The sequence below is a fragment of the Pseudonocardia yunnanensis genome (genome assembly GCF_039534065.1).
GTDB lineage: Bacteria > Actinomycetota > Actinomycetes > Mycobacteriales > Pseudonocardiaceae > Pseudonocardia > Pseudonocardia yunnanensis.
Genome location: NZ_BAAAUS010000006.1, coordinates 16,607 through 37,988, shown reverse-complemented (window position 1 = coordinate 37,988; position 21,382 = coordinate 16,607). Strand labels below are relative to the sequence as shown.

The 21,382-nt window shown below is 70.0% G+C and carries 20 protein-coding genes and 1 tRNA gene; 10 read left to right on the top strand and 11 right to left on the bottom strand.

Going from position 1 to position 21,382, the window contains the following annotated elements; genetic code table 11:
- Nucleotides 1-6 precede the first annotated feature (6 nt).
- Genes ABD743_RS06410 through ABD743_RS06400 form a run of 3 tightly spaced genes read right to left on the bottom strand, consistent with a single transcriptional unit; the run spans nt 7 to nt 2,668 of the window.
- Nucleotides 7-864, bottom strand: coding sequence for a metal ABC transporter permease (locus tag ABD743_RS06410; RefSeq protein ID WP_344719794.1), 858 nt, complete (start codon nt 862-864; stop codon nt 7-9).
- Nucleotides 861-1,703 carry a metal ABC transporter ATP-binding protein gene (locus ABD743_RS06405; RefSeq protein WP_344719793.1) on the bottom strand — a complete coding sequence of 281 codons (843 nt, stop codon included), beginning with the start codon at nt 1,701-1,703 and terminating at the stop codon, nt 861-863. Before ABD743_RS06405 ends, ABD743_RS06410 begins: the two co-directional genes overlap by 4 nt.
- The gene (locus tag ABD743_RS06400; RefSeq protein ID WP_344719792.1) at nt 1,700-2,668 is read right to left on the bottom strand and encodes a metal ABC transporter solute-binding protein, Zn/Mn family; all 969 of its coding nucleotides are present in this window, start codon (nt 2,666-2,668) and stop codon (nt 1,700-1,702) included. Before ABD743_RS06400 ends, ABD743_RS06405 begins: the two co-directional genes overlap by 4 nt.
- Before the next feature lie 128 nt (nt 2,669-2,796).
- Between ABD743_RS06400 and ABD743_RS06395 the strand changes: the two genes are divergently transcribed.
- On the top strand, nt 2,797-3,900 hold the full coding sequence (locus tag ABD743_RS06395; protein ID WP_344719790.1) for a LacI family DNA-binding transcriptional regulator: 1,104 nt from the start codon (nt 2,797-2,799) through the stop codon (nt 3,898-3,900).
- Here the strand turns inward: ABD743_RS06395 and ABD743_RS06390 are convergent, their stop codons facing one another.
- Entirely contained in the window at nt 3,901-4,461 is a 561-nt protein-coding gene (locus ABD743_RS06390; RefSeq protein ID WP_344719788.1) for a TetR/AcrR family transcriptional regulator, read from the bottom strand.
- A gap of 91 nt (nt 4,462-4,552) precedes the next feature.
- Here ABD743_RS06390 and ABD743_RS06385 point away from each other — a divergent pair, with 91 nt between their 5' ends.
- Nucleotides 4,553-4,942: a hypothetical protein gene (locus ABD743_RS06385; RefSeq protein ID WP_344719786.1), complete on the top strand. Its 390-nt coding sequence runs from the start codon at nt 4,553-4,555 to the stop codon at nt 4,940-4,942.
- Between the two features lie 9 nt (nt 4,943-4,951).
- Here the strand turns inward: ABD743_RS06385 and otsB are convergent, their stop codons facing one another.
- The 4 genes from otsB to ABD743_RS06365 all read right to left on the bottom strand — a co-directional run bounded on the left by otsB (nt 4,952) and on the right by ABD743_RS06365 (nt 9,253).
- Nucleotides 4,952-5,707, bottom strand: coding sequence for a trehalose-phosphatase (gene otsB, locus ABD743_RS06380; RefSeq protein WP_344719784.1), 756 nt, complete (start codon nt 5,705-5,707; stop codon nt 4,952-4,954).
- Nucleotides 5,704-7,134 carry an alpha,alpha-trehalose-phosphate synthase (UDP-forming) gene (locus tag ABD743_RS06375; RefSeq protein WP_344719782.1) on the bottom strand — a complete coding sequence of 477 codons (1,431 nt, stop codon included), beginning with the start codon at nt 7,132-7,134 and terminating at the stop codon, nt 5,704-5,706. Before ABD743_RS06375 ends, otsB begins: the two co-directional genes overlap by 4 nt.
- Before the next feature lie 73 nt (nt 7,135-7,207).
- A complete protein-coding gene (locus ABD743_RS06370; protein ID WP_344719780.1) occupies nt 7,208-8,518 on the bottom strand; it encodes a threonine/serine exporter family protein in 1,311 nt (436 codons plus the stop codon).
- A gap of 201 nt (nt 8,519-8,719) precedes the next feature.
- Nucleotides 8,720-9,253 (bottom strand): LysM peptidoglycan-binding domain-containing protein, encoded by a 534-nt coding sequence (locus tag ABD743_RS06365; protein ID WP_344719778.1) that lies wholly within the window; start codon nt 9,251-9,253, stop codon nt 8,720-8,722.
- A gap of 580 nt (nt 9,254-9,833) precedes the next feature.
- Here ABD743_RS06365 and ABD743_RS06360 point away from each other — a divergent pair.
- From ABD743_RS06360 to ABD743_RS06345, 4 genes are all read left to right on the top strand, one after another.
- Nucleotides 9,834-9,908: transfer RNA gene (locus tag ABD743_RS06360), tRNA-Thr, on the top strand.
- 212 nt (nt 9,909-10,120) lie between these two features.
- On the top strand, nt 10,121-10,375 hold the full coding sequence (locus tag ABD743_RS06355; protein ID WP_344719776.1) for a hypothetical protein: 255 nt from the start codon (nt 10,121-10,123) through the stop codon (nt 10,373-10,375).
- Between the two features lie 488 nt (nt 10,376-10,863).
- Nucleotides 10,864-11,316: a hypothetical protein gene (locus ABD743_RS06350; RefSeq protein ID WP_344719775.1), complete on the top strand. Its 453-nt coding sequence runs from the start codon at nt 10,864-10,866 to the stop codon at nt 11,314-11,316.
- A gap of 539 nt (nt 11,317-11,855) precedes the next feature.
- The gene (locus ABD743_RS06345) at nt 11,856-12,965 is read left to right on the top strand and encodes an NDMA-dependent alcohol dehydrogenase (protein WP_344719773.1); all 1,110 of its coding nucleotides are present in this window, start codon (nt 11,856-11,858) and stop codon (nt 12,963-12,965) included.
- Between the two features lie 1,239 nt (nt 12,966-14,204).
- Here ABD743_RS06345 and ABD743_RS06340 read toward each other — a convergent pair.
- The gene (locus ABD743_RS06340; protein WP_344719772.1) at nt 14,205-14,549 is read right to left on the bottom strand and encodes a helix-turn-helix domain-containing protein; all 345 of its coding nucleotides are present in this window, start codon (nt 14,547-14,549) and stop codon (nt 14,205-14,207) included.
- A 421-nt stretch (nt 14,550-14,970) separates the two neighbouring features.
- On the opposite strand from ABD743_RS06340, the gene ABD743_RS06335 reads away from it, so the two are divergent.
- The 4 genes from ABD743_RS06335 (at nt 14,971) to ABD743_RS06320 (ending at nt 19,513) form a co-directional block, all read left to right on the top strand.
- Nucleotides 14,971-16,146 carry an FAD-dependent monooxygenase gene (locus tag ABD743_RS06335; protein WP_344719771.1) on the top strand — a complete coding sequence of 392 codons (1,176 nt, stop codon included), beginning with the start codon at nt 14,971-14,973 and terminating at the stop codon, nt 16,144-16,146.
- A gap of 591 nt (nt 16,147-16,737) precedes the next feature.
- Entirely contained in the window at nt 16,738-18,303 is a 1,566-nt protein-coding gene (locus ABD743_RS06330) for an NCS1 family nucleobase:cation symporter-1 (protein WP_344719769.1), read from the top strand.
- Nucleotides 18,297-18,461: a hypothetical protein gene (locus ABD743_RS06325; protein WP_344719767.1), complete on the top strand. Its 165-nt coding sequence runs from the start codon at nt 18,297-18,299 to the stop codon at nt 18,459-18,461. Before ABD743_RS06330 ends, ABD743_RS06325 begins: the two co-directional genes overlap by 7 nt.
- Nucleotides 18,462-18,463: 2 nt before the next feature.
- Nucleotides 18,464-19,513 (top strand): GlxA family transcriptional regulator, encoded by a 1,050-nt coding sequence (locus tag ABD743_RS06320; RefSeq protein ID WP_344719765.1) that lies wholly within the window; start codon nt 18,464-18,466, stop codon nt 19,511-19,513.
- Between the two features lie 81 nt (nt 19,514-19,594).
- Here ABD743_RS06320 and ABD743_RS06315 read toward each other — a convergent pair whose 3' ends face one another.
- Nucleotides 19,595-19,738, bottom strand: a complete 144-nt coding sequence (locus tag ABD743_RS06315; RefSeq protein ID WP_344719763.1) for a hypothetical protein — start codon at nt 19,736-19,738, stop codon at nt 19,595-19,597.
- A 24-nt stretch (nt 19,739-19,762) separates the two neighbouring features.
- Nucleotides 19,763-21,013, bottom strand: a complete 1,251-nt coding sequence (locus ABD743_RS06310) for a haloalkane dehalogenase (protein WP_344719761.1) — start codon at nt 21,011-21,013, stop codon at nt 19,763-19,765.
- Nucleotides 21,014-21,382 lie beyond the last annotated feature (369 nt).

Here is a 21,382-nt window from a genome sequence, read left to right as displayed (position 1 = left end):
GAGGGCTCAGGCGGCGGCGACGCGGCGGCTACGCAGCCGGGCCACCACCCGGCAGCCGACGTAGCAGAGGAACGCGATGCCGGCGACGTAGCCGGATACCGGGAGCCCGGGCGCGAGCGACATGACGGTGCCCCCCACCAGCGCGAGCTCGGCGAACAGCACCGCGAGCACGGTGGCCAGCAGCGGGTTGGCGGTCACGCGCGCGGCCGAGGCACCCGGCGCGATCATCACCGCCAACACGAGTACAGCGCCGACGATGGGCACGGCGAGCGCGGTGGTGAGCCCGATCAGCACCGCGAACACCAGCGACAGGAATCGGACCGGCACGCCACGGGCCAGCGCGACGTCCGGGTCCGTGCTCGCGAACAGCAGCGGACGGTAGAGCAGCGTGAGCGTGCCGATCACGAGCACGGCGACGATGGCCAGCACCACCAGATTGGTGGAATCGACAGACACGATCGAGCCGGTCAGCAGCCCGAACTTGTTGGAGGCCCGGCCGCTGTAGAGGGCGAGCAGCAGTACACCGAGGCCCAGGCCGAAGGCGAGGACGACGCCGATCACGGAGTCGCGCTCGCGCTGGCGCAGCCCGAGCAGGCCGAACACCAGCCCGGCGACGACGGCCCCGACGACCGCTCCGATCTCCACACCGATCCCGACGAGCAGCGCGGCTGCGCCACCGGTGAACGCGAGCTCCGCGGTGCCGTGCACGGCGAACGCCATGCCCCGCGAGATGATCAGAGGCGTCAACGCGCCGGCGACGAGCCCGAGCACAGCACACGCGATCAGCGCGTTCTGCACGAAGGGCAGCGCCAGGAGCTCACCGGTGCCCGAGAAGGTGAAGAGCCGGCTCAGCACCTCGTTCATGCCGACTCCTCGTGATGCTCGTCGTGCTCCTCCGCGCCGACGACGACGAGTCGGCCGCGCACCTTCACCACGTCGACGCGGGTGCGGTACAACTCCGAGAGCACGTCCGACGTCATGACCTCCTCCGGGGGCCCGACCCGGAACCGGCCGTCGACGAGGTACAGAACGCGGTCCACCAGCGGCAGCACGGGGTTGATCTCGTGGGTGACGAACAGCACCGCGGTGTCGGCCGTGCGGCGGCGCTCGTCGATCAGCCGGGTGACGGTGCGCTGGTGAGAGAGGTCGAGCGAGAGCAGCGGCTCGTCGCACAGCAGCACGTCCGGGTCGCCGACAAGGGCTTGCGCCACCCGCAACCGCTGCTGCTCGCCGCCGGAGAGCCGCCCCACCGGCGAGCCCGCATATGCGGTGCCCCCGACGGCCGCGAGTGCCCGGTCGACCCGTTCGCGCCGGGCCCGCATGCCGCGCACCCCGAGGCCGAGCCGGTGCCCGTCGAGGCCGAGGCCGACGAGGTCGCGGCCACGCAGCGGCAGGTCGGGGTCGAGCGCCTTCTGCTGGGGCACGTAACCGATGTTGGGGCTGCCCCGGCGGGGCGCCCGGCCACCGACCCGCACCTCGCCCGCCGACAACGGGAGCAGCCCGAGCAGCACGCGGACCAGGGTGGTCTTTCCGGATCCGTTCGGGCCGAGGACCGCCACGAACTCACCGGGCTCGACATCGAGGTCGAGCCCCTCCCAGAGGGTGCGGGAGCCGAACCGCACCGCTGCGGAGCGCAACGACACGGCGGACCTCGTGACCGGGAGCCGGGATACGCCGGACGCGGTGGTGTGGGAAGTGGTCACTGCGGGCTCCCGTTCAGAGCGTTGGCCAGGGCCTCGATCTCGGAGTTCATCCAGGTGATGTAGTCGTCAACACCTGCGGGAAGCGTTTCCGTCACCATGACCACCGGGATCTTCGCAGCCTGCGCCGCCTGCTCCACCTGCGTGGTGGTCGGTGTCTCGGTCTGGGCATTGAGGATCAGGGCACTCACCGGGTTGTTCGTGAACAGGGCGAGGGTCTGCTGGAGTACGGCTGCGGGTGGGTCCGTGTCCTCCTCGATCGCGCGCGCGAACTCCGGCGGCGTCACGTCGGTGAGCCCTGCGCTCTGGATCAGGTAACCCGGCACCGGCTCGGTGACGGCGACGCGGGCACCGGGGTGGGCGGCGCCGATCGCCTGCTCCTTCGTGAGGAGATTCGCCACCTTGTCCTTGAAGGCCTGTGCGTTGGTCGTGAAGAGGTCCGCGTCGGCCGGATCGGCCGCGCCGAAGTCTGTTGCAAGCTGGTCGGCCACCTTCTGCACAGTGGGGAGGCTGTACCAGAGGTGCTCGTTGAAATACGGGTTCGAGGCTGCGTCGGCACCCCCCGCTCCCGCCGTCGGGTCCAGCCCGGACAGCGCGGTGACGTCGATGGAGACCGCCTTGCCGCCGGAGGACTGGACCAGCCGCTCCATGAAGTCGTCGTATCCGCCGCCGTTGTAGAGGATCACGTTGGCGGTGGCCACCTTCGCCGCGTCACCTGGGGTGGTCTCGTAGGAATGCGGGTCGGCCTGCGGATCGTTGATCAACGAGGTGACGTCGACCTGGTCGCCCCCCACGGCCCGGGCGATGCTGCCGTAGACGTTGGTCGAGGTGACGACCTTGATCGGTGGGTTGCCATGCGGGGCAGCCGGTGGGGGCGGGGCGGGGGCACTTCCGGAACCGCAACCGGCGAGAGCGAGCGCGGCCAGCACGGCCAGCGTGGCGAGGGCGCCGGAGCGGCGGAACAACATGGTCGAAGTCTCCCCGAAGCGTAGTTATTGATAACCGTTGTCGTTCACTCTAGCGCTGTGAGCTTTCGCTCCCCCGGTCGGCGGCTCACGACTTTCCCGGTGACCAACTGAACCGTTACGGTTCAGCGATGTCCGGGCTTCCGAACGTCCGACGTCCCGCGACTCTGGCCTCGTTGGCTGCCGAACTCGGCGTGTCGCGGACGACGGTCTCCAACGCGTACAACCGTCCTGACCAGTTGTCGGCCCCGCTGCGCGCGCGGGTGCTCGAGGCTGCCAGGCGCCTGGGCTATCCCGGGCCGGATCCGGTGGCTCGCTCGCTGCGCACTCGCAAGGCCGGCGCCGTCGGACTGCTGCTCACAGAAGCACTTTCCTACGCATTCCGCGACCCCGCGGCCACCGGCTTCCTCGAAGGACTCGCCCTGGCCTGCGAGCAGGCGGGCCAGGGGCTGCTGCTCATCCCGGTGAGCCCGGAGCACGCCGACGTCACGGCGGTGCATCAGGCGGGCGTCGACGGGTTCGTCGTCTACTCCGTTCGCGAGGACGACCCCCACTTCATGGCGGTCCTCGAGCGTCCGGTCCCTACCGTCGTCTGCGACCAGCCGACCGGCGTCGACGGGGTCGACCGAGTCGGTGTCGACGACCGCGCAGGCATGCTCGCGCTGGCCCGTCACCTCACGGGGCTCGGGCACCGGCGCATCGGCGTGCTCTGCATGCGCCTCGGTGCGGGCCGCAACGACGGACCCGCCTCCGCCGAGCGTCAGGCGGGTGCCACCTACCCGGTGCAGCGTGAGCGGCTGGCCGGCATTCGTGACGGACTCGCGGAGGTCGGCGTCGACTGGTCCGGGGTGCCGGTGTACGAGCGGTTCGAGCACAGCGTCGATTCCGGACGGGCCGGGGCGGCCGGCCTCCTCTCGGCCCATCCCGAGCTCACGGCGGTGCTCTGCACCTCCGACATCCTCGCGCTCGGCGCGCTGCAGCACGCCGCTGACCGGCAGCTCTCGGTCCCCGACCAGCTCACGATCACCGGTTTCGACGGCGTGCCCGAAGCCGCCCGCGCAGGGTTGACCACGGTGTGCCAGCCGCTGTTGGAGAAGGGGCGGGTGGCGGGCGAGCTCCTGCTGGAGCGCGGTGACCGCAACCGGCCCCGCCGGGTCACGCTGCCCACGGAGCTGACCCTCGGTACGACGAGCGCCAAGCCCCGCGCCGACCAGCGCTTCTTCTCGGGCTGGTGATCAGCCGCCCGGACTCAACCGGGCGGTGACGGAACGGGCCAGCGTCGCGACGTCCGTTCCGGGTTCGGGGCTGACCATGCCCTCCACGAGCAGGGCGGAGAGGCCGTGAACCAGGGCCCACCCGGCCAGGGCGGTCGTCGCGGTCTCCGGTGTGGACCCCCGGTCGTGGCTGCTCGCCCCGGCCTGTAGCTGGTCGCCGGCGCGTTGCTGGGCCGCCACCAGCTCCGGATCGTCGCTGCGAGTGAGTCCGGGAGCGCGCATCACGGCGAAGTGCGCTGGATGTGCGGTGGCGAACAGCACGTAGGTGACGCCGAGCTCGGCGAAGCTCCGCTTCTGCTCGCAGGCCTCGGTGAGAGCGTCGGCCAGGAGCGACCAACCCTCGGTGGCGAGGGCGGTGAGCAGTCCGGCCTTGTCCCCGAAGTGGTGTGTGGGGGCTGCATGTGAGACGCCGGCCCGGCGCGCGACGTCGCGCAGGCTGATCGCGGCCGGCCCTTGGTCGGCCACCGCCTCGAGCGCGGTGTCGAGAAGGGCCCGGCGCAGGTCGCCGTGGTGGTAGGGCATGGCGCCAGAGCATATCTCAGATCTTTACGTTGACAAGATTGGCGGATGGCTGGCATCTTGCCACTGCCAAGACCGACAACGAGGAGGAAACGTGCCCGCTCTGCCCTGGATCCCCGTCCATGAGCCCGCCCCGGCAACCGAGATGGTCGTGATGGCGTCCCGCTTCCGCGTCAAGGGGTACCGGCATGTCCTGCCGTTCCTCGTCGACTCGATCCGCGTGCTCGCCCAGATCCGGCGCGCCGACGGCGCACTGGGCGTATCGCTGGTGGCACACCCCCTGCGCCGCGAGTTCTTCACCCTCAGCGCCTGGACGGACCGTGCCGCGCTCGACGCGGTGGTGGGCGCGGAGCCGCACCGTTCCGTGATGAGGCGCCAACGGGCCGCGATGGCCGATTCGGCGTTCACCTTCTGGACGGCTCCCGCCGCCGCACTGCCGCTCACATGGGAAGTGGCTGAGGAGCGCCTTGCAGCGGCGGCCTGATCCGGCTCGCTATCCCTGCAGGGACGAGCGAACGGCCAGTAGTTCCTGCAGGAGCGTGGCGACCTCGGGAGGGCCGGGAACGCGATACTCGGCGGCGGTCTCGCCGGGACCGACCTTCACACCCACATCGCCGGGCCGGAGCCGGACGAACGCCGTCTCGTCGGTGACGTCGTCGCCGACGAACAGGACCGCCTCGGGCTTCGTTCGCTCGCGGAGCACGTCGAGCGCGAGGCCCTTGCTCACCTGCAGCACGGCCAGGTCGAGCACGGCCTTGCCGGGCGTGACCTCGATGCCCTGCCGAGAGGCGGGCCCGGTGCGTACGGCCTCGAAAACCCGCTCGCCGACGTCGGCAGGCGCGTTGCGCACGTGCACGGCGATCCCGGCAGGCTTCTCCTCCAGCCTGACACCGGGCTCGCCGTCGACGAGCTCGTGCAACTCCGTGCGGAGACGGTCGAGCCGCTCGCTCTGTGCGTCGTCGAGAACGGCACCACCGTCGTCGAACTCGCCGCCGTGGCTCCCGATGAGCCGGATCGGGCTGCCGAACCCCGAGACGGCGGCCAGGTCGGCCAGCCCACGTCCGGACACCAGCGCGACGGTGGTGTCCGGCAGAGTCGCCAGCGAACCGATGGCCGCGGCCGATGTGGGGAGCGGCCGGGCGTCCGAGGGGACGTCGACGATCGGGGCGAGGACGCCGTCGAAGTCCAGGGCTACGAGAAGGACCGGGACGCGGGCGATCGCCCGTACTGCCTCGTCGAGATCGCTCACGACGCCGCCCCCTCGGCGGGCGGCAGCCCGAGCGCGTCGAGGAAGGAACGTGCCCAGCGGTCGACATCGTGCGTGAGTACCTGGCGGCGTAGTGCGCGCATCCGCTTCTGGCCTTCCTCCGCAGGCATCGTCAGGGCCACCTGCAGGGCGTTCTTCACGCCGTCGGTGTCGTGCGGGTTGACGAGGATGGCTTCCTTCAGCTCGTGCGCCGCGCCGGTGAACTCCGACAGCACGAGCACGCCGCCGTTGTCGTGCCGGCAGGCCACGTACTCCTTGGCCACGAGATTCATCCCGTCCCGCAGCGGCGTCACCAGCATCACGTCGGCGGCCACGAAGAAAGCGGCCAGTTCCTCGCGCGGCAATGACTGGTGCAGGTAGTGCACAGCAGGGTGGCCGACGCGGGCGTACTCGCCGTTGATCCGCCCAACGGACTGCTCGATGTCGTTGCGCATCTTCTGGTAGTGCTCGACGCGCTCGCGGCTGGGCGTCGCCAGCTGGATCATCACCACGTCCTCCGCGCTCACCCGGCCCTCCGTCAACAGCTCCTCGAGAGCGCGCAGTCGCACGTCGATGCCCTTGGTGTAGTCCAGCCGGTCGACGCCGAGGACGACCTTCTCGGGCTCGCCGAGGTCGGAGCGGATCTGCTTGGCCCGTTCGAGCACCTCGGGCGTGCGTGACAGCTGGTCCAACGCCGCCGAGTCGATGGAGATGGGGAACGCCCCGAGCTTGACGGTGCGGCCGCCGTAGGTGACCTCGGTGCGGCCATGGCCCGGAATGGCGTCGGTGAGGCGCGTGGCCAGCCACCGGAAGTTGCGGACGCCGCCGGGGGTGTGGAATCCGACGAGATCGGCCCCGAGCAGCCCCTCGATGATCCGTCTTCGCCATGGGAGCTGCATGAACAGCTCGGTGGGCGGGAACGGGATGTGCAGGAAGAACCCGATGCGCAGGTCGGGCCGCAGCTTCCGCAGCGCGGCGGGGAGCAACTGCAGCTGGTAGTCCTGGATCCAGACCGTGGCGTTCGGGCTGGCCACCTCGGCCACCACCTCGGCGAACCGTTCGTTGACGCGGACGTAGGCCTGCCACCAGTGCCGGTGGAACGCGGGCGGCGCGACCACGTCGTGGTAGAGCGGCCAGAGCGTGCCGTTGGAGAAGCCCTCGTAGTAGTCCTCGACCTCGCGGGCGGACAGGCGCACCGGGTACAGCTGCAGGCCGTCCTCGACGAGCGGCTCCACGTTGGCGTCGGCCAGGCCGGGCCAGCCGACCCAGGCGCCTTCGCGGTTGCGCAGCATCGGTTCGAGAGCGGTGACGAGGCCGCCGGGGCTGCGCTTCCAGCGCTGCGATCCGTCGGGCAGCTTCTCGAGGTCGACCGGTAGCCGGTTGGCCACCACGACGAAGTCGGCATCGGAGAGCGTGGTGCCGGTTGGCATGTTCCTCCTCGTACATTCGCCAGCTCGGCGCAAGTCTGAAGGCTGCTGGCCGCTGCCACCTTCTGGCGAAAGCCTACTGCCGCTGGTGCTCGTTCGTGGTGTTTCCGGGAGCCCGCCGGCGGGCCCAGGGGCGCGTGACGAAGTCGCCGAAGGTCACCCCGGCCGCGAGCGCGAGCCCGATGGCGAGCGCGAGGGTCACCGTCACGAGCCCGTCCGCGACTCCCTCGACGGCCAGTTGGTAGAAGCCGCGGTAGGCGGTGAGGCCGGGTAGCAGCGGGGTGATCCCGGCGAGGATGACGACGAGCGGCGCGACCCTCCCGCCCCGGCGAAGCAGACCGGAGGCGATCCCTACGACGACCGCCGCCACACCGGTAGCGGCCACCGGGCCCAGGTCGACGAGCTGCGTGAGCGCGCCGTATGTGGCCCAGCCGGCCGCCCCCGCCGTCCCGGCAGCCAGCAGTGGGCGCAGCCGGGCGTATCCGGCGAGCGAGAACGCCGCGGCACCCACGGCCGACGCGAACACAGCGATTCCGTACCAGCCGGGCCCCTGCGGTAGCGGTCCGGCCACCTGGAGCGTGAGGCCGAATGCCAGGCCGATCTTCAGCGCGAGCACGACGCCGGTGAGCAGCCCGGCCGAGAGCAGCGCGATCTCCGCCGCCCGCCCCGCCGCCGTGACGTAGTAGCCCGAGATCGCGTCCTGGACGGTGCCGACCACCGAGAGCCCCGACAGCAGCACCGTGATCCCCGCGGCGACCACCAGCGAAGGTTGCGTACCCGCGGGAAGGACGCCTCCTGCGAACATCGCGAGACCCGAGCCGGTGGCGATCATGCCGCCCGTGACCTGCTGGAAGAACGAGGGCAGGCCCCAGCGGTTGAGCACGCGACCGACCCGGTCGATGAGTGCGGTCACCGTGAACGCGGCCAGCGCGGTGATCGGGGCGGCGCCGAGCAGGAGGGCGATCGACCCGGCCAGCAGGGCCCAACCCAAGGTCGCGACCCAGCGGGGATACGGGTGCGGGGCGCTCACCGCCTCGGTGAGCACGGCCGAAGCGTCCTCGGCGTCGATCTCGCCGTGCTCCACCCGGTCGACGATCTTGGCGACCTCCGCGAGCCGGGTGAGGTCCAGCGACCGGTACCGGACCAGCCGCATCGACGTCACAGGCGCGGCCGCCCTCCCGCGGTGGCACGAGACGGTGATCGACGTGAAGGTGATGTCCACTTCGACGGTGGCGAGCCCGCAGGCCGCAGCCACCCGCAACATGGTGTCGGTCGTCTCGCCGGCGCTCTCTCCACTGGAGAGCAGTACCTCGCCGACCCGCATGCACAGGTCGAGCACCTGCTGCACGTGTGCGTCGTCCGGAACCCGGGGGCCGAGCGGCCGCATCAGCGGCACGGTGGGCGGGCCCGCGCGTAACAGTTCGTGCGCCTCGCGGCTCAGAACAGTGCGAACCCGTCGGGTCAGACGTCGGGCCGTTGTCACGACGAATCACCGGTGATCAGACCGGCCGCGATCAACTGCACCATGGCCGCCAGGGTAGGTGCCGAACTGCCCGCGGCCGAGACCCGTTCCTGTGCACGGCCTGTTCTAGACGTCGAGTTGCTCGCCGGGGTAGATGAGATCCGGATCGTCGATCACGTCTCGGTTCCGCTGAAAGAGCCTCGGCCAGGTGGTTCCATGATCGTCGGCGATGCTCGAGAGTGTGTCTCCGCGCTTCACCACATAGCGATCCCGCTCAGCGGGAGGACGCCTGTCGGGCCTGTGCGGCGGCTCCCTGTCCGGCCCCGGCTCAGGTGCCTCCTGGATCCGGGGCTCCGGGATCTCGTCGTCCATCTTCGGCCCCCAGCATTCCTCGGAGGCTTCCCAGGGGTTGTAACCCTCGTTGGAGTATGCCCGCTCGGCCACGAGCCGCTGTTCCTCGTACGTGGCATCGATGGCCCTGCGTCCGAACTGCTGGCCGCCGTATCGCCGCCACGTGCCGTCGACGAACTGAAAGTATCCGCTGGCCGTGGAAGGCCCAGGATTCTCGACGTTCCGGCCGCCTGATTCGCATTGCACGATGGGCCCCCAGTCGGCGGCCCGGGCCACGCCGGACGGCGACAGCGCGGCGACCGCAGCCACCACGACGACGATTCCCCACCTGGCTCGGCCGGCGTACCGGCGCCGGCAGGGACCCATGGGGCGGCAGCTGCCCAGCTAGTGCCGGACCTCGGCCACGAGACCACCGGCGCCGGAAGAAGATCGCTCGCCGTTCGTTGCCGGAGGTGCGTGCATATCTCGTCCTCCGATCAATGGAGTGAGCCGGCGGCAGTCAACGGTAACGGAACAGGGGTCCACATTCCGATCGAACGGCTCGGCTACCTCCTGATGGCCCAGGCGCTGGTCGAAACGACGTACATGGCGACTACGGAGCGTTCTGGACAACCTGTGCCATCCAGGTAATCGATAATGAACGATGCTCCGGACGTTCCCTTCACCGCCGAATCGGTTGGGTGCTGCGCCCAGGAGGATCATCAACGTTCGATGCGGGGCACGGCGTGCGACTGTGTAGTCCCGGACCGATGCCGTCGCCTGCTCCGGCCCATGTCACCATGTACCCAGGTCCTGACGCTGGACGGCCGGGTACGTAGCGCCGTCATGGGCGCCCGGTTCCTGAAGATCGTCTGGTCGGCGGTTTCGCGGGCCAGCAGCGTGTGAGTCGGCCGGTGTAGCTCAGTGGTAGAGCAACCGCCTTGTAAGCGGTAGGTCGTCGGTTCGATCCCGACCTCCGGCTCCACGTCTGACCAGGGGTTTCAGCTCGGCCAAAAGGATCAGATCGGGCGACGTGGCATCAAACGTGGTGCGAGGCGCCCTACGATCTTGCCGCGCCGCGCCGTTCCGCCAGCGGTCAAGCCCGCGCGCGGGGCAGCGTCGAGGCGCTGCCCAGCGGCGCGCAATCGGCTCCTGAGCCAGGTCGCGGAGAAGCGGAACCCGCGAACGAGCGCGACCGTGGATCAGCTGCTCGCCCGCTACCTCGACCAGTTCGACGGCGCCCCGAACACACTGACCTTGTACCGCGGTTATGTCCGCAACCACATCTCGCCGTTCCTCGGGCAGCTGACGGTCGGCGCGCTCGACACTGACGTGCTCGATGCCGGACGCGTTGCACGGGGCGGCGTCGGATGGACCACCACACCGCTGGCTCGCACGATTGCGACCGGCGGTGCAAACCGCACGTCTGTCTGTCGGCCGCTGGAAGTGTGATGGGCGGTGGTTTCCTCACGGCGCGCCGGAGGCTGCCGTCGCTCTATTTGGAACGATTCAGGTCGAACTGACGTCGGGTCCAGCGCGAGCGACCTGGGATGGCGAGTTGCCACCGACGTGCGCCGATGCGTGATGGCTGGCCGCTGCCCGCCCGGATTCAGCATTGGCCAGCTCGGCCGCCAGTACGGACGACAGGGGTGGCTGTGGGCGACGAGGAGGCCCGGTCTATGAGCCAATGCACATGTCTTTGTTCCGCGCGGATCACTCGGCTACCGTAGTTGGCGGCGCTTACACGTGTAAGGCGGGCGCAACTATCGGACCCCGTGGGCTTGAGGCGCTCGTGAACAGCTGGAGGGATGACCTGATCAGGCATTGGTCTCGTCTGTCCAGTCCTGATGATTGCCGCAGCATCGAAGAGCAGGAGGCATATGGCGAGTTTTCCAGATTTATCGCATGCCAATAGCGTCAAGTCTGATCACGAATTGGCCATGGAGTTCGTGGAGCGAGTGGTGGCCGACGGTGTGGCTGCGGTCGCTGGGCTCTCCACGGCGCTGGGTGTCCGCCTCGGGCGGTACTCGGCGATGGCCGGAGCCGGTCACCTCACGTCGGTACAGCTGGCGGGGCGCATCGGCCTGAACGAGCGCTACGTGCGGGAGCGGCTCTCCGGCCATGTGTCCGGGGAGTACGTGCAGTACGGCGAAGACAGCGACACCTATCTGCTTCCGGACGCGCACGCCGCCGTGCTGGCCGACCCGGACTCGCCCAGCTACGCCGTTGGAACCTCTCGGAGCCTGGGGGCCTTCCACGGTAAGGAGGACGCCCCGGCCGAGGCGTTCCGCACAGCCGAGCGCGTGGGCTGGCAGGACTACGGCACGGGGCTTTTCGAGGGCACGGCTACGTTGTGCCGTCTCGGGCATGCGGCCGCGTTAGTCTCGGAATGACTCCCCGGCGCTGGACGGGGTCGTCGAGAAACTGGAATGCGGCGCAACGGTAGCGGACATCGGGTGCGGCTTCGGATTCCACGCACCTCATGAGACGTTTCCGCGGTCCCGCTTCCACGGGTTCGACTTTACGTCCCGTCGATCGAAGCGGCCCGCCGATTAGCGGCGGAACAATGAGTGGACGACCGGGTGAGCTTCGAGGTCGCGACGGGTCGGGACTACAGCAAGTTGCATTGCGCGCCACAGCCACGACATCTGGAGGCACCGATGACGGATAGCACCACCGCGGAGACAGCACAGACCGCTGAGGCACTGGGCGAGCGACTGTTCGCGGCCGTCCTTGACGCGCAGCTCGTCCAGGCGCGCAAGAACACTGAGCCGCGACAACGTTGTCTGAATGGCTGGCCGCCGGCCCACAGCCGGCCGACCAATCTGAGCGGGCCTGGCCTGGACGGGGCTGAAGAGTGCGAGCCTGATTGTCCACCGCGGCCTGGACTCGTGATCGAACAATCTCGGTTGTTGAGGTTCGGAGGGGGCCGATGAAGACCAAGGCCGCGGTACTGCGCGGGCTCAACCGACCGTTCGAGATCGAGGAGCTCAACCTCGATCCGCCCAAGGCCGGCGAGGTGCTCATCAAGTACGTCGCAGCGGGGCTCTGCCACTCGGATGAACACCTGCGCAACGGAGACCTGGTGCCGCGTTTCCCGATCGTCGGTGGTCACGAAGGTTCGGGGATCATCGAGGAGGTCGGCGAGGGCGTCACCCGCCTCAAGCCTGGCGACCACGTCATCTGCACGTTCCTGCCGGTCTGCGGCACATGCCGCTTCTGCGTTGCCGGGATGACCAACCTGTGCGACACGGGCGCCGGCGCCGTGAACGGCACCATGCTCGACGGCACCTTCCGCCTTCACTCCGACTCCGGTGAGGACCTCGGCGGGTTCTGCATGCTCGGCACGTTCTCCGAGCGCGGCGTGATCTCGCAGAGTTCCTGCGTCAAGGTCGCCGACGACGTCCCGCTCGACAAGGCCGCGCTCATCGGCTGCGGAGTGCCGACCGGTTTCGGCTCAGCGGTGCACGCGGCCGAGACGCAGCCGGGCGACACGATCGCGATCTACGGCGTGGGCGGTATAGGCATCAACGCGGTGCAGGGCGCTGCGCTCGCCGGTGCCACCAACGTGGTCGCCATCGACCCGCTGGCCAACAAGCGGGAGATGGCCGAACGCCTCGGGGCCACGCACTCCTGTGCCACTGCGGAGCGCGCACAGGCGTTGATCCAGGAGCTCACGCGCGGGGTCGGTGCCGACAAGGCGATCGTCACCGTCGGCGTGGTGGACACCGAGGTCACCACCAACGCCTTCCACGCCATCCGCAAGGGCGGCACGGTCGTCGTCACCGGCCTGGCGGACCCGACCAAGAACACCATCGAGATCCCGGGCGCGCTGCTCACGCTCTTCGAGAAGCGGATCCAGGGCTCGCTCTTCGGCTCCGGCGACCCGTTCACGGACATCCCGCGGCTGGTGGACATGTACCAGGCCGGGCAGCTCAAGCTCGACGAGCTGATCACCAACACCTACAGGATCGACGATGTCAACAAGGGCTACGAGGACCTGATCAACGGGGTGAACGTCCGGGGTGTGATCCTCTTCTGACGCTCAGCCCCGCAAGGTCAGCAATGACGTCGATGCGCCGGGCCCGTCTGTACGGGTCCGGCGCGGTCGTCACCAGAGGTCGCGCCGCCCGTGACGCGTGTGACTGCTCCACCCGCCCGGACCGGCTCCAACCCAGGCCAGATCGCCACGCCTCCACCCTCCGCGGAGGCGGCCGCGACGTCGACCGGATAACTGCCTGGCTGATGCGGACCGCCGCGCCCGGTGCTGGGCGTCGCGGCGCACCTGACTCACGCGCCGGCGATCACCGCATGGCGGTTGGCACTCCCGCCACGTCCCCGCGGATCAGCGTCAGGTCCGAGGACTCTATGGCCACATCTGTGTCGATGCCCAGCGCGATGCCCAGATCGGCAGCCACCAGGGCGGGGGCGTCATTGACTCCATCCCCACCATCGGCACGACCTGCCCAGTGGCCTGCAACCGCGCCACCTCGGACTGTTTTGTCCGCGGGCAACACCTCGGCCGGCGCCGTGTCGATACCCTCGCTGCTGCGCGATCGCCTGGGCGGTCCGACTGTTGTCACCAGTGATCATGGCGACCTGCAGACCCGCCCGGTGCAAGTCCGTGCACTGGCGGACGGCCCGAGCTGCGGCGCCGGGCTGGCCGCGCCCGTTGGCAGTCAGCCGAGCAACGTCTACGCCACGCTGGCGGAGCTGCGGGCGGCCGGCTTGGTCGAGGACGCCGGCCGGGAACCTGGCGGCTACGGCCGGCGGCGAACCGACAGCGACCGCGGCGACTGGAGGGTAAGTCAGTGCGCCGGGCACGGGCAGCCGGGCACTCGGCACCGCGCGTTGATGAGGTTGCCGGGCCGATCCCAGCCGCAGCCCTCGTGCTCGTGGAGCATGTGGTCGCAGTCGCCCACCGGCACCTGATCGCCGCCGCGTGGACCACCACCGGCACGGACCCGCTGACGTGGGTGCGCGAGAGGTGGGCTGCTGGTGCGCTCCGCGCTGGCGCCGGTCTGGAACGCCGTGTGCGGCTGTCTCGCTATGAGCGAGCTCGTGGAGAACGGGTGCCACCGCCGTGGCGGGCGGGGGCCGGGCCGCGGCCGCGGCCCGGCCCGATCCCCCCGGGCCAGGGATCAAGCGACGAGCGACTCGGGGCTCCCCAGCCCGGATCGCGTCTGCTTATCCCTCATTGGCTGTGCACACATTCGACCAACGAGGGCATTCAGCGTGTACAGCGATTCCTGCTCGGCACCATGAGTTTTCTGCAACAGGGTCACAGGAGCGGTCCAGAGTGCTGGAGGTGCTCACGCCGCCAACCGGCCGGCGTCGTCCCGTACTGCCGCCGGAACGCCCGTTCGAACGCATTGAGGTCGCGGAACCGGACGGCAGCCGCGATGCTCGATACCGGGCGACGGTCGTACCTCGGGTCGGACAGCATCGTCCGGGCCGCGAGTAGCCGCTGCTCGCGCAGGTACGCACCGGGCGTGGTCCCGATCCGTTCGGACAGGCTGTACGTCTGACGGACCGACACATGGTGCCGCCGCGCCAGCTCCTCGACCCGCAGCTCTGGGTCGGCCAGGTGTTTGCGAACGTGCGTCCGCATCACGTCGAGCAACACGCCCGGAGCCGTCCGCGCCGGGTACGGAGGGCGTGACGTCCCGCAGCGTCATCGGGAGCAGATCGACCGCGGCCCGACCGGCGTCCCGCCGCTGATGGCTGCTGAGGTCGTCGGCGACCTCGAACAGCCGATTCAGGTAGCTGGCCAGCAACTGCATGGCCGGGGCTGCGGGGTGTCCCTCACCGCCTGACTCGCTGCTTCGACGTCTTGCGTCCGTCGATGATCGGCCGCAAGCCGCGACCACGGGCCCGCGTAGCCCCTCGACTCGAGCAGTGCAGCCTGGTCCAGGACCAATGGCGTGGTACCTCTCTACGGGTTCCTTGGCGGGTTCCTGCAGAGGCTCACGCGGTGGCCCACCTCACTCCCTCAGGCACGCCGTCGAGACCCCGACCTTCCACGACCGGCACCTACCCTTTCTTGCATGAGCACGCTGCGGGTGGCAGTCGTGGGCGGAGGGATCGGCGGCCTGTTCGCCGCGATCGCGCTGCGGGAGCGCAGGATGGAGGCGACGGTCTACGAGCAGGCCGCCGCGCTCAGCGAGATCGGTGCGGGGCTCTTCGTGACTCCGAACAGCCTCCGCCTGCTCGACCGGGTGGGGCTGCTCGGCCGGGTCGAGGAGGCGGGCGCGCTCGTCGGTCCCAACTCCGCGTACTTCCGCGACGACGGCACTCCGATCCCCGGTCGCCTGAGCTTGGACTCGAGCGGCACGGTCCGCGTCTACGGCATGCACCGTGCCGACCTCATCGAGATCCTCGCCGGCGCGCTGCCCGCAGGCACGGTCGCGACCGGGCACCGCTGCGTGGGCTACGAGGAGACCGACGGCGGTGGGCGGCTGCGCTTCACGAACGGCACGACGGCGGACGCCGACGTCGTCGTCGGTGCCGACGGCATCCACTCCGTCCTGCAGGGGCACGTCGTGGAGCCCTCCACGCCCGTCCGCTCGGGCTCGGTCGCCTACCGCGGGCTCGTCCCGCGCAGCGTCCTGCCCGGCTGGCCCGTCGAGGCGAGATTGCTGTGGATGGGGGAAGGCCGGCACATCATCGTCTATCCCGTGCGCGGCGACACGCTCCTGAACTTCGTCGGCTTCGTACCCGCGGACGAGGTCATGCGCGAGTCGTGGTCGGCACCCGGCGACCCGAAGGAACTCGCCGCCGAGTTCGCCGGCTGGGACGCACCGGTCGGGCAGCTCCTCGAGCACGTCGAGTACACGTTTCGCTCCGCGCTGCACGACCGTGAGCCGCTCGCCCGGTGGACGGCCGGGCACCTCACGCTGCTCGGCGACGCCGCGCACCCGATGCTCCCGCACCTGGGGCAGGGCGCGAACCAGTCGATCGAGGACGGCATGGCGCTCGCGACGCTGCTCGCCGCGAGCCCGGAGGAGCCCCAGCGGGCGCTGCTCGCCTACGAACGCATCCGCAAGGCGCGCACCGACGCGATCCAGGCCGGCGCGCGTGGGCAGGGCCGCCGCTTCGACTCCGAGTTCGACGACCTCGACGAGCGTGACGCCGGGATGGCCGAGTCCGAGCGCTTCCTCCAATGGCTCTACGACCACGACGTCCTCGCCGAGGCGGAGGAGGAGGGCCTCGCCCTGCGCTGAGGTGGCCTGCAGGCAGACAGTTCGACCACATCTCCCGAAGCACGTCATAAAGGGGTCGGTTCGGCCTCACGGGGCCCAGTCCACCGCAGCCCTCACTATCGGTCGCCCTCCAGGCATGGTGGAGCTCCGCCCGCGTGCTTTCGACGGCGCCGAGTGCTGGGTAGGTTGGCTTGCGGTCCCTCTTCTCGGCATAGCGGAAATGCTGGCTATCGGGATCCAGTTTGTATCAAGGTCACGAGTCGTGCCCCGGGTAAGCAACTCTTCGGCGAGGATCTCGGCGGTGCACCGAAACCGCATAATCCGGCTATGGAGACAAATTCCTTGATTCTGGCAACAACCTGCTGAGATCACCTCGGTGGCTAGTTGAGAGGCGTGGTGGGCGCGTAAATTCCTTGGCAAGAGCGTTGTGTGCCGGTGCCGCCACCGCCGTGGAACGTCAACTGGCTTGAGCGGTGTGTACGCACCCTGCGGTGTCGGATGCTTCTCGCGGGTTATGGCGCTCTGCCACCGGAATGGCAACGCTGCCTGGAAGGAGCTGCGGCGTGCTCTGAGGAACCAGCGGCTTGGCGAGCCTGCGAGACAAGGAGCCCTATGGCTATGCCCGATGTGTCCGGATCGCAGGCCGTCAATCCGGATGGACGGGTTGACCTCGCCGACCGGGCCGCGCTGGCCGGAGGCCGTTACGCGAACTCCGAGCTACTGCCCACCGAGCTGTCCAAGCGGACCTGGACGACCTACAACTACGCCGCGCTGTGGATGGGTATGGCGCACAACATCCCCAGCTACCTGCTGGCCTCCGGGTTGGTCGCGCTGGGGATGGACTGGTTGCAGGCCTTCGGAACGATCACGCTGGCCAACCTCATCGTGCTGGTCCCGATGCTGCTGAACAGCCACGCGGGCACGAAGTACGGTATCCCGTTCCCGGTGTTCGCCCGGGCGTTCTACGGGGTGCGGGGCGCGAACCTGCCGGCCCTGTTGCGGGCGTTCATCGCCTGCGGCTGGTTCGGGATCCAGACCTGGGTCGGCGGTCAGGCGATCTTCGTGATCGTCGGCGCACTGGCCGGGGATTCCTGGTTGCACGCCGCCGGGTTCGGTGGTCAGCCGTGGACGATGTGGTTGTCCTTCGCCGTGTTCTGGGTCGTGCAGATGGCCTTGATCTGGCGGGGAATCGATGCCCTGCGCCGCTTCGAGAACTGGGCCGCACCGCTGGTGTCGGTGGGCTTCCTAGGGTTGATGATCTGGGTCGTGGTGAAGGTCGGCGGATTCGGCCCGATCTTCGCCGAACCGTCCAAGCTCGGCTGGGGTCCGGGCTTCTGGACGGTCTTCGCCCCCTCGCTCATGGGCATGATCGCGTTCTGGGCCACGCTGTCGCTGAACATGCCCGACTTCACCCGCTTCGGGGGCAGCCAGCGCACCCAGGCTCTTGGCCAGCTCTATGGCCTGCCCACCACGATGGCGTTCATCTCGATGATCTCCATCGTGGTCACGTCCGGGACGATCGTGCTCTACGGCCAGGCAATCTGGGATCCGGTCGAGGTGGCCAGTAAGTTCACCAGCCCGGTCGCGGTGATCATCGGTCTGATCATGGCGGTGTTGGCGACGATCTCGGCGAACGTCGCGGCGAACGTGGTGAGCCCGTCCTACGACTTCTCCAACGCGCTACCCCGGCTGCTGAACTTCCGCACCGCGGGCCTGGTCACCGGGGTGATCGGCATCGTGATTCAGCCGTGGCACCTCGTGTCCAACCCGAAGACCTACATCTTCACCTGGCTGGGTTTCTACGGCGGTGTGCTGGCGTCGGTCGCGGGGGTGCTGATCGCGGGGTACTGGGTGGTCAACCGCCGCCAGCTCGAACTCGCCGAGCTGTACTCCGAGAGTGGACGCTACTGGTTCACCTCGGGCTGGGACCTGCGCGCAGTGGTCGCCACCGTGATCGGCGCGGTGGTCGCGGTCGGCGGGGCCTACTCGGCGGCCGGCAGTGGGCCGTTCCCGTCCGGCGGGCTGATCCCGGTCCTCAAGCCGGTCTACGACTACAGCTGGGTGGCCGGCCTGATCGTGGGGTTCGGGGTGTATCTGCTGATGAACCGCCCGGCCGGACAGCGCAAGGCCGGCAGACCGAGTGGACCCTGCTGCCCCACCGGGAGGACGGCGTGCTGACCGCCCGCGCCGTGGTGCCGATCGGCCCGGCTCCCACCGATCTCTTCCCGGAGGGGTACACGCCGGCGGACATCTGGCTGCACGACCTGGCCAGACGGCGACCGGAGACGCGCCGATCCGGGCGGTTGCCCGGGGCGCCGGCCCGAGCCAGGCTGTGACCATGGATCCTCGGGGGCCGCACGTGGTGGCGGTCGTCCTGTCCCCCGGTGTGGACGCGCTCGACGTGACGGGGCCGGCGGAGGTGTTCGCGCTCGCGACGAAGCTCCTCGCCCGGGACGGGAGCGCGACCGGCGGGTACGACGTGCGGTTCGTCGGTGAGCGGGAGGGGCTGGTCCCGACCTTCTCCGGGCTGCGGCTGTGCGCCGAGGAGACCTTCGCCTCGTGGCGGCGGGGGATCGACACCCTGCTCGTGCCCGGCACCGTCGAGATCGAGGCCGACCGCCCTGTGCCGCACACCGACGCCGCTGCCGTCGAGTGGGTGCGCGCGGTCGGGCCGGGCGCGGGGCGGGTCGCCTCGGTGTGCGCGGGGGCGCACCTGACGGCTGCCGCGGGGCTCCTCGACGGCTACCGGGCGACCACGCACTGGGGAACCGCCGCCGAGCTCGCGCGGTACCCGAAGGTCGAAGTGCTGACGGACCCGATCTTCGTCCGCTCAGGGAAGATGTGGACGAGCGCGGGGCTGATGGCGTCCATGGATCTGGCGCTGGCGCTCGTCGCCGAGGACCACGGCCACGAGGTCGCGCTCGAGGTCGCCCGGGTCATGGTGATGTACCTGCAGCGGCCGGGTGGCCAGAGTCAGTTCAGCGCGCCGCTGGCGCACCGGCCCAGCACCCGGGACGACCTGCGCCGGCTCCGGGCCTGGATCGGTGAGCACCTCGCCGGGGACCTGTCGGTGACCGCGCTGGCCCAGCGGGTGGCGATGAGCCCGCGGCACTTCGCCCGGGTCTTCCACGCCGACACCGGGACCACGCCCGCTGCCTACGTCGAGAGGCTGCGGCTGGAGCTGGCGCGGCGGCTGCTCGAGCAGACTGACCGCACGGCGCAGGGCATCGCGCGGGAGAGCGGCCTTCGGTCCGTGGAGACGCTCCACCGGGTCTTCCGCGACCACCTGGGGACCACGCCGGGGGAGTACCGCCGCCGCTTCCGCCCCGACACCGCCCCCGCCGGTGCTCGCCAGCCGCCTATCGGGGGAACGGTGCCGCGCGGATGAGCAGCGGGAGGGCGGCGTGGCGGGTGAGCCACCGGGCGCGCCCGCCGGGGACCGCCCGCGACTCCGCCCGCGAATAGCTGCTCATCGCCGGCCGAAGCCGTCGCGCGGGTGCTCGCGCAGCAGCCGGTCGACCCAGCGCGGGTCGACCTCGTCGAGGCGCTGCCCGGTGAGATCGAGCAGGGCGCTCGCCGACACGAGCCCGCCGGGCTCGGCGATCGCGCCCACTCCCAGCTCAGCGACGGCCGGGCGTCACCGGGCCGGGAGCTCGTCGAGCCAGTGGGCGACGGCGCGCCCGATGCCGTGGGGGTCCTCCTCAGGGATCCAGTGGGCGCCGGTGACGCGGGCCTCCGTCAGGGCCGTGTACTCCCGGATCGCGGCGGCGCGACGTCCGCCGAGGGCGGCGATGCCGCCCGGGTGGGCCTGCAGGAACAGCTTCGGGACGGGGCTGGTCGCGAGCCATGCGGCCTGCTGCTCGAGCTGCGCCCGGACGGGGGTGTCGTCGTCGCCGAAGGGCACCTGGCGTGGCCAGTCGATCGTGGGCCGGCGGCCCTCGCCGGGCTCTGCGTACGGGCGCGCGATCTCCGCGAGCTCCTCCGGGGCGAGCACCCGGGTGAGGGCGAGCGGAACGCTCTCGACGAAGGCGTTGTGCAGCAACACCGCCTGCTCGCCTTCGGGGGAGCGGAGGAACCGGAAGAGCGGCTGCACCGACTCCGGCCAGTCCTCCCAGTCGAAGGGCGGGGTCAGGGCCTCGCTGAAGGCGATCCCGGCGGTCCGGCCGGGGTGTCGCATCGCCCAGTCGAAGGCGAGGTTGGCGCCCCAGTCGTGGCCGACGAGGACGACGTCGTCGCCGACGTCCAGCGTCTCGAGCAGGCCGTCGAGGTGGCGGGCGTGCTCGGCGAAGGAGTAGGTGCCCTCGCCGGAGCCCGGCAACTTCTCCGAGTCGCCGGCCCCGACGAGGTCCACGGCGAGGAGCCGCCCGCGGCCCTCGAGGTGCGGCATCACGTTGCGCCACAGGAAGGACGACATCACGTCGCCGTGGAGGAGGACGATCGCCCGGCCCTCGCCGTGCTCGGCGTAGCTCATGCTGTGGCCGTGGGACACGGCGGACCTCTTCGGGTACCGCGACTGCGGGGCGATCTCCTCCGTCTGCACGGCCGGTTCCTCCAGCCGGGCGTTCGCGTTGAACAACCCGATCGGGGTCAGGGCGGCGCCGGAGAGGTTGACCTGGTCGAAGTAGCGGTACCAGCCCGAGCCCTCGACGGCCTTCTCGAAGAGGCGGCGGGTCTGGAGATCGGGCACGCCGTAGACGCAGAAGAAGTCGTAGGGCGCGCGCCGGTCGGTGTCCGGGTCGTTGACGCCGTACGCGACGACCTCGATGCCCAGGGTCCGCAGTTCGCCGGCGGACCCGAGGATCTGCCGGGTGAACTCGTTGCGTTCGCCGTCGGTGAGCCCGGTCCACGCCTCGGTGTAGCGGTACAGCTCGATGAAGGTCTGCAGCACGCTTCGAGCGTGTCGCCGCGGCCGGACGGCGGCAATGACACGGCTCTGCAGGATCCGGCCATGGCCGGGTCTGGAAAGGCCGACGGGCCGGGGGCGGCAGCTCTCGCTGCACGATCTCCAGGGCGCAGGGGGCCCTGTGACACACCTCATCACAGGGAACGACATGTCACACCACTGTCGTCCGGCCTCGTCTACACGCCGTAAGCAGGGCCTCCGCAAGGAGCACCCACGGCGCTCGTGGCGAGCCCTGCTCATGAGTGACATCGCCGAAGAAAAAGGAGGAGGTCGTGCCGGAATTCTGATCATCGGTGGCGGATTCGCGGGCGTGAGCCAGCATTGAGAACGGCAGCGTCGTGTGAATCGGGCGAA

Excerpts from the sequence above, each read along its gene's own strand:
- ABD743_RS06410 (WP_344719794.1), bottom strand. The coding sequence starts at position 864 with ATGAACGAGGTGCTGAGCCGGCTCTTCACCTTCTCGGGCACCGGTGAG.
- ABD743_RS06400 (WP_344719792.1), bottom strand. The coding sequence starts at position 2,668 with ATGTTGTTCCGCCGCTCCGGCGCCCTCGCCACGCTGGCCGTGCTGGCC.
- ABD743_RS06395 (WP_344719790.1), top strand. The coding sequence starts at position 2,797 with ATGTCCGGGCTTCCGAACGTCCGACGTCCCGCGACTCTGGCCTCGTTG.
- ABD743_RS06390 (WP_344719788.1), bottom strand. The coding sequence starts at position 4,461 with ATGCCCTACCACCACGGCGACCTGCGCCGGGCCCTTCTCGACACCGCG.
- ABD743_RS06375 (WP_344719782.1), bottom strand. The coding sequence starts at position 7,134 with ATGCCAACCGGCACCACGCTCTCCGATGCCGACTTCGTCGTGGTGGCC.
- ABD743_RS06370 (WP_344719780.1), bottom strand. The coding sequence starts at position 8,518 with ATGCGGCCGCTCGGCCCCCGGGTTCCGGACGACGCACACGTGCAGCAG.
- ABD743_RS06350 (WP_344719775.1), top strand. The coding sequence starts at position 10,864 with ATGGAGTTCGTGGAGCGAGTGGTGGCCGACGGTGTGGCTGCGGTCGCT.
- ABD743_RS06345 (WP_344719773.1), top strand. The coding sequence starts at position 11,856 with ATGAAGACCAAGGCCGCGGTACTGCGCGGGCTCAACCGACCGTTCGAG.
- ABD743_RS06335 (WP_344719771.1), top strand. The coding sequence starts at position 14,971 with ATGAGCACGCTGCGGGTGGCAGTCGTGGGCGGAGGGATCGGCGGCCTG.
- ABD743_RS06330 (WP_344719769.1), top strand. The coding sequence starts at position 16,738 with ATGGCTATGCCCGATGTGTCCGGATCGCAGGCCGTCAATCCGGATGGA.
- ABD743_RS06320 (WP_344719765.1), top strand. The coding sequence starts at position 18,464 with ATGGATCCTCGGGGGCCGCACGTGGTGGCGGTCGTCCTGTCCCCCGGT.